Source organism: Runella zeae DSM 19591 (assembly GCF_000423565.1).
GTDB classification, from domain to species: Bacteria; Bacteroidota; Bacteroidia; order Cytophagales; family Spirosomataceae; genus Runella; species Runella zeae.
Genome location: NZ_AUIF01000089.1, coordinates 1 through 7,114 on the forward strand (window position 1 = coordinate 1; position 7,114 = coordinate 7,114).

Below are 7,114 nucleotides of genomic sequence, written 5' to 3' on the forward strand. Positions count from 1 at the left end.
CCAGACTCGGATGCAAATAAAAAGCCAAACTACGGTTATCCCCGATGAGGCCAAGACCAGAATTAGCTTCAATTTGAGCACGATTCTTCTCCAAGTTTACTTGGGTAGTATCTTGGAAAATCAAATAATGTTCCGCCTCTATTCTCTGAGCAGTATCTTGGGTAATGGTCGATATGATAGAGGTTGTTGTCACTTTTGAGTTATTGAAAAAACGATAGTAGACCATCTGGTCAGCCCAACGATTGGATAACTTATAAATAGTTGTTTGAGATTTCTGAGTCATTAAAGATAATAACTCATCCCCGCGTACATTGAGCCGTTTGTCTCCAAAATCAAAACCAAAAGTGCTTTTTTTAACATAAAAATTTTAAACTTTACACAACAAAGATAAATCATTCTTGTGTATAAACCGTAGCTCCAGAAAGGAGAAGGACTCAGAAGTCCCCCTCTACTGAAAGGAGAGGGGGATTTAGGGGGTGAGGTTGAACAGACGCCGAAGATAATTTGGTGATACCAGACTTTTTGGACAGCCTCTTGTAATATCTTAAACCTGCAAATACCCCTTAGCTTTTGCTCGTAAAACGGCGGTACAAAATAATCAACAACAATATAACCGAAGCTCCGAGAAAAGCCTCTAGCACTCTAGCCGCAAAACTTGGCAATCCTAACATAGAATGAAACTCGCCTTCAAACAAAAAACTTCCTACAAATGCCCCAGCAATCCCGAGTAGGATTTGGTAAAGCAACGAAAAAGAAAAACGTTTGAAAGCCAAATCGGCTAGCCAACCAGCAATAGCCCCTACGACGATGGTGATGATAAAATTCATGAGCGTAATGATTTAGAGTGTTTCATAGTCTTGACCCTTTAATTCCCTAAAAGTCACATTTATTTGTAAAACTTCGCACGTTTTGCAGCTATTTTACAAAAACCTCTTCAATCAAGCTTGGCGCATCGTACGGGCGGCTGTCAACGAAATATCCAAAAACAAAACTTTGGCGCGGGCATTGCGTTCGAGGTGATAATACCCTTCCGTAATTTCTTGAATCAACAATTCAATAGCTTTAGGATGGACGGCTTTTCCAAATTTTTGTACAAAACTCAATTCTTCATCTTGCAATCTCAGAAGGTCTTCGACGCCATTTTGCCATAAAAATAAGTCACGAAACAAATTGAGGGTATAATCAAAAATTCCTTTTTGTTTTTCTTTTCCCAAACCGTCAAACTCATCTGCCAGCTTCACCAAAGTCGCAAAATCCCGCGAATAGCACTTGCGCATCCAATTGGCAAACCACGTGTGGCGGTCGTCTTCGGTATCAAGTGTAAGACGCATCGCTGTCGAGAGGTTGCCTTCACTCAAATAAGCAATCTGCCGTGCTCGGCGCTCTTCGATACCCTTTTGAAGCAAAAAAGCCGTTACCTCTTCGTCCGTAAAAGCGCGGATAGCCACCCGTTGAGTGCGAGAAATAATGGTAGTCAGCAACTTATCTGACTGACTTGACACTATCAAAAACAAGGTTTTTTCGGGAGGTTCTTCCAAGATTTTCAACAAAGCATTGGCAGCTTGGACATTCAAAAGCTCGGGCTGCCAAAAGAGCATAATTTTAAACTCTCCTTCAAAAGCTTTCAAAGAAAGTTTGTTGATGATGCCCCTTGATTCTCGAATAGGAATAATTCCTTGCTGATTGCCAGTGGCATTGATAAAACCCAGCCACTCCGACAAAGTACGGTAAGGGTGCGATTCTAAAAATGCCCGCCATTGAGGCGTAAGCTCACCCAGCAAGTCTTCTCCCTCCTTAGGAGTACGCGGCAGCGGGAAGATATGATACACATCAGGATGGACTAACTTGCGCATTTTGATACAAGAAGCACAACATCCACAAGCATCGTCGGGCTGACGGTCTTCGCAGTTGACGTAGGTAGCAAAAGCCCATGCCAACGCAATACCTGCGCCCCCAGGAGGGCCATCAAATAACTGAGCGTGAGCTACGTGATTGCTCTGAACCGAACGAACGAGCGCACGCTTGGTATCATCGTGACCTAATATATCTTTAAAAAGCAAAATAAGTAGCAGTTGGAGTTCGGTACAAAATTAAAGAATGTTGGCTTGTCGTGGGTTAATCTTACAGAAAATTACGAGCTTAGAAAGACGTTAAATTCTTCTATAGTCATTCTCACTACTTTGGGGAATGAGATTAAATCAAGCTCTTTAAAATGTTTATCATAAGTTATCAAGACATCAGCATTACTACCTATATAGGCTTAAATGTTGATTTTTGAGGTTTTCAACATCCGCCTCGGTGATTCCTTTTTCTTTAATTATTTTCTCTAACTCAGCTTCCGCCTTGTCGAAGTAATACTGCGCAACCATTCGTTGAATATCTTCCAGCTCCTGCTCAGACACTTGTCGCTGCGATAAAAACTGCAAAAAGTGCAGTTGCATCTTATTGAGTTTAGTAGGTACTTCCATGATGATAGAGTAGCTTGTATTATTCAAAGCTAACAACAAAATTTAAAGCAAAAAAATTAACTCAAAATCTAAGAGTTACCACTCTCAACATCCTTTAATTAAGGCATCTATTGTTTGATAAATAATCAAAACTCCGCCAGATTCCGAGGAAAATATGTTTTCTCCGCCTAAAAGTCCTCCACTAAGGAATAATCGGCACATAGCCTTTGGATTGAAGAGTGGTCATCAGCAACATCGCCGAAAGAGTCACTTTGATGTTTGGATTGCGGGGTTCTTTGTCAAATTTACGCATATAAAGCGACTGCCCGCAGATATAAAACTTCACGCCATTGTCTGCCAATTCATTGATAAGAGCAGTATTAGGATTGGGGACTCCAAATTTTTTCTTGTAAGCTTCGTCCGTCAAAATAAGGGGTGTTCCTTGAAAGTGAATCACCGCCACTACATCCAGATTTTGCTTAGGAATCCCTGCCGACAAATGTAGATTAACCAAACGCGCTAGTTTATCCAGTGTACTGTTGATTGAATCGGGCTTGTCGGCACCTTTTGATATTTCGTACAATACTTTATACTTCATTTTTTTGTCGGCAATCGGCTCCGCTTCAGGTACTTCAAACATCCCTCCGCCAGTTTTAATGACTGGAAAAACCTTTTTTTGGGCATAACTTGACATGCTTGCACCAAGTACGATTGACATAAGAAAACAGAAAACCAGACGCATAATAAAGATAGTTTAGAGATGAATTAATTTTTGCTAAAGATAACAACACTTACCCAACAACGTCGCAAAGAATCTACTTTTCTGCCTATTTTTGCAGGCTAAAAAAAACGCACATAGTTAGTCACACATATGTCAAATCAACTTACGCCCAAAGAAAGGGGCTTTTTTTTTCCTGCCGAATGGCACCCTCACCGCGCTACTTGGCTGAGTTTCCCTCACACAGAAGCGTCTTGGACTTACGATCGGCAGCCGCTTATGCTTCCTTCCTATATTGAGTTTATCAAAACCATCAGCAAAGGAGAAAAAGTGTGTATCAACGCTCATAATGAGACTGTTAAACAAACGATACAACTTCATTTACTCAATGCTGGCGTGGATATGTCGCAGATAGAATTGCCACTACACGCCACCAACGACTCTTGGTGCCGCGACCACGGCCCCGGTATCGTCATCAATCCCCAAATCAAAGAGCGGCTTGTGCTCAATTGGGGCTACAATGCTTGGGGTGGCAAATATCCTCCTTACGACAACGACGACCTTATTCCGGTGGCGATTGCCCATTATTTAGGATTAGAATACGTGACACCCGGAATTATCATGGAAGGTGGCTCGGTGGAGTTTAATGGCAAAGGGACTGTGCTTACAAGCCGGGCTTGTTTGCTCAATCCAAACCGCAATCCGCACCTCACTCAAGCCCAAATTGAGCAATACTTGATGGATTATTATGGCGTCCAACAAGTGCTGTGGGTAGGTGATGGTATCGTAGGAGACGATACCGACGGGCATATTGACGATACCGTAAGATTCGTAAATGAAGATACCGTAGTGACTATTGTTGAAGAAGATAAATCTGACGCTAACTACGAGATTTTACAAGAAAACTTACATGAATTGAAACAGATGCGGCTCCTCAATGGCAAACCCCTCAACATCGTGGAGCTGCCTATGCCTACGCCTGTGTATAGCGAAGATTTGAGGCTCCCTGCTTCGTATGCCAATTTTTATATCAGCAATGCGGCCGTGATTGTTCCTACTTTTAGATGTGCCAACGACCAGCGTGCTTTAGATATTTTGAGTCAGTGCTTTACTGACCGCCCCGTAGTGGGGATTGATTCTACGGATATTGTATGGGGCCTGGGAAGCTTTCACTGCTTAAGTCAGCAAGAACCTGTAGTGTGAAACGCAGGCAAGGTTTTGGAACGTATAACGTTGGCGAGGTTTGAAACCTCGCCAACGTTGAAAGGGGTACTATGTAACTCCTCGGCGATAGCAAGTCTTTAAACAAAACACAGGCAAGGTTTGGGAACATTGTCTGCGATAGTTTTCAGCGTATAGAATTTGGGGACGCTATCGATAACATTGGCGAGCTTTCAAACCTCGCCAATGTTGAGGCAATCGGCTGTATAAAAAAGTGGAACCTTACATAGCCGCTATATTGCCAAGCTGATAGGGTTTGCTTTTGCTTATGGACTTTATTTAAATCTTATTTGTAAGTTTAATTTAAAATATAATTGCCCATTTTCTTCATAAATATCTCCAAACGCGTGTCTTGAGCTACTTGCTGTTTCAAGTTTTGTGTTAGCAAGGAGATAATTTTCAAACTCGTTTTTATCATAAACGTGATAGCATAGAACGTCTCCGTCAGCTTTGACAATCAAGTATCCGCCCGTCGCCTCATACTCTCCTGTCCAGACTTTTGATGGCATCATTCCTAAAGCAATATCTGTTAAAAATCGTTTGATTTTATAACTGTAAAATAAATGCTTATTGGTAGTATCAAATTTTAACGGATTTTCTTTTTCTGTTATTGTTACTAAATCTAAAAGGCTTGAATAATTTGAAGACGCAAACTGTAATAGAACAGATGCTAAAATCTGTGGCAATAAGCTATCAATTAAAATAAGATTGTTGCTAAAAATTCGTTTTTGGGTATTCACAAAAGATAACTTAGCTTGCTTTTCATAAATAGTTTTAATTCTACCTTTAATATCTTTTGAGAGTTTTTTACCCCTTTTTACAAAAAGTGAATTCACATATTCAACATCTTGTTTTGAAAGCAAATCACCCTCAATTTTATAAATAAAATTGGTAGTTTCACCGGCATTTAATAACGTAGAAGGGCTTCCTAACTGAGATTTTATGCTAAACCCTAAAGATGGTTGAAGTCCTGTTCTTTGGTCGTGGACAACAATGGTTATATCTGTTTTTACAGATGAAGCAGCCTTTAAGGAAAGGCAATTTATGCTCTGCATAAATGCCTCAATTTCGGGGACAGAAAATGTTCCACTGTTAGTTTTTATTTTACTCAATAAATATTTTGCTTTTTCTTGAAACTCAGCAATTGAAACAGAAAAAACCTTTTCGTTCCCTGAAATCACAACAATATTATCTCCTATTGAGTACTCAAACTTTCCTGTAACTTCTGTGCGCAGTATTCTTAAAATGGGGTAAACAATATTGTAAACTCTCTTAATTTCACTATTACCAGGGTATAATTTTTTATCGCCTAAAAGTTTAAACAATGCATAAATTTTATTTATTTCTTAAAAATATTTGTATAGTGCCAGTCTAAAAATTCTTTAGAAGGAAAAAATCTATCAGGCAAAAATATTGAGTGGTTTTCATATTTTAAAAAGAAATCATAAACAGTCGCATCTTTTTTAAATTCATCAAAACATTTTGAAACTTTTATTTTATAGTCTGGTGTAATAGTTATAAAACCTTTATCGAAAGCTTTGTCATGAATAGAGTTTAAACATAAGCCATTGTGCGGATTCAACCTATTATTTGCATCAGTTCTCCAAGGTTTTATGTGACTTGCAACCAATAACTCGGCAATAGATAATCCAGTAATGCAACACTTTGAATTGTAAGAGGATAGTATTGTTGAACGAAAAAAACTTTGATTTACTCTTTGTTTAATTACCATTTCTTTTTCTATCCCAATAGGAAATTCAAAAACTTCATCATATATTACTTCTTCTACTTTCTTATTTTGAAATTTAGCAATTAACAACTCACTTTCGTAAGCTAGTTTCTCCCAGTTTCCATTAAATTCATTCCATACAATCTCATCTAATTTGCTTCCATTCCCTAAACCTACAATTCCTTTTTCTTTTAATGCTGGATCAAGTCTTCCAAAATTTCCAATTTTCATATTAAGGGCAGAAGGAGTCCTACCAATAATATTAGCATATTTCACTACAATAGGATTGTTTTTGCTACTGCTTTTAAAAGGAATTTTACAGTACACATTGAAAGCGACAATCGTTTCTTCCTTTGTCCAATTACTAATTTTTGACATTATAAATTATTTCAATTTGATTATCCTGAACAAGATTATAAAAATTTATATAAGCCTCGTTTTTCAATTCTGCCTCGACTCGTAGTAATTCGTCTTCAATTTCTTTATCAGTCTTATTTTTGATTATTTCGATAAAACTACCCTTATCTTCTTCGTCCAAAAATCCCTCCTCAAGAAATTTATATAAATCATTAATATAGGCCACTCTTTCATCAGATTGATAGCATTTTAAAAATTGAACTAAAAATCCTTCCAAATTCTCTATTGGATCAGGAAGCATCATAACATCTGTACTTCTTAATAAATCCTTAGGATGTTTCTTATATTTAAAATAAACATTATCCATGACGCACTCAATTTTATTATAAGCTCAAGATAAATTAGAATTATTCATTTATTTTCAAATACTTTATCGAGCGATATTTTCTTTTCAAAATCCATTGCTTTTTCAATTATTTCAAGTTGCTAAAATACAAAAATCATTAGAAACAACTCTTATGTTCCTCCAAATTTCTTGTCAACTCAATATTTAGAGGGGATGTTGTACCACATTAAACAAAACACAGGCAAGGCTTTGGGACGTATAACGTTGGCGAGGTTTGAAACCTCGCCAACGTTGAA

9 protein-coding genes are annotated in these 7,114 nt (G+C 38.1%); 1 reads left to right on the forward strand and 8 read right to left on the reverse strand.

The annotated features are described in order from the left end of the window. The 5 genes from G563_RS38965 to G563_RS0118050 form a co-directional block, all read right to left on the reverse strand. On the reverse strand, nt 1-193 hold a 193-nt coding region (locus G563_RS38965), incomplete at its 3' end, for a hypothetical protein (protein ID WP_229598524.1). Between the two features lie 370 nt (nt 194-563). Further along, entirely contained in the window at nt 564-827 is a 264-nt protein-coding gene (locus G563_RS0118035; protein ID WP_028666532.1) for a GlsB/YeaQ/YmgE family stress response membrane protein, read from the reverse strand. A 111-nt stretch (nt 828-938) separates the two neighbouring features. After that, on the reverse strand, nt 939-2,060 hold the full coding sequence (locus tag G563_RS0118040) for a DNA polymerase III subunit (protein ID WP_028666533.1): 1,122 nt from the start codon (nt 2,058-2,060) through the stop codon (nt 939-941). A gap of 186 nt (nt 2,061-2,246) precedes the next feature. Beyond that, nucleotides 2,247-2,468, reverse strand: a complete 222-nt coding sequence (locus tag G563_RS0118045; RefSeq protein ID WP_028666534.1) for a DUF8507 family protein — start codon at nt 2,466-2,468, stop codon at nt 2,247-2,249. A gap of 181 nt (nt 2,469-2,649) precedes the next feature. Then, complete coding sequence (locus G563_RS0118050; RefSeq protein WP_229598525.1) at nt 2,650-3,165, reverse strand: DsrE family protein; 516 nt, start codon at nt 3,163-3,165, stop codon at nt 2,650-2,652. 153 nt (nt 3,166-3,318) lie between these two features. Here G563_RS0118050 and G563_RS0118055 point away from each other — a divergent pair, with 153 nt between their 5' ends. After that, the gene (locus tag G563_RS0118055) at nt 3,319-4,368 is read left to right on the forward strand and encodes an agmatine deiminase family protein (protein WP_028666536.1); all 1,050 of its coding nucleotides are present in this window, start codon (nt 3,319-3,321) and stop codon (nt 4,366-4,368) included. Nucleotides 4,369-4,661: 293 nt separating this feature from the next. On the opposite strand, the gene G563_RS0118060 is transcribed toward G563_RS0118055, so the two are convergent. Genes G563_RS0118060 through G563_RS0118070 form a run of 3 tightly spaced genes read right to left on the reverse strand, consistent with a single transcriptional unit; the run spans nt 4,662 to nt 6,839 of the window. After that, nucleotides 4,662-5,711 (reverse strand): HpaII family restriction endonuclease, encoded by a 1,050-nt coding sequence (locus tag G563_RS0118060; RefSeq protein ID WP_229598526.1) that lies wholly within the window; start codon nt 5,709-5,711, stop codon nt 4,662-4,664. Nucleotides 5,712-5,725: 14 nt separating this feature from the next. Further along, a complete protein-coding gene (locus tag G563_RS0118065; protein WP_028666538.1) occupies nt 5,726-6,493 on the reverse strand; it encodes an HNH endonuclease in 768 nt (255 codons plus the stop codon). Next, a complete protein-coding gene (locus G563_RS0118070) occupies nt 6,480-6,839 on the reverse strand; it encodes a hypothetical protein (RefSeq protein WP_028666539.1) in 360 nt (119 codons plus the stop codon). Before G563_RS0118070 ends, G563_RS0118065 begins: the two co-directional genes overlap by 14 nt. Between the last annotated feature and the right edge of the window lie 275 nt (nt 6,840-7,114).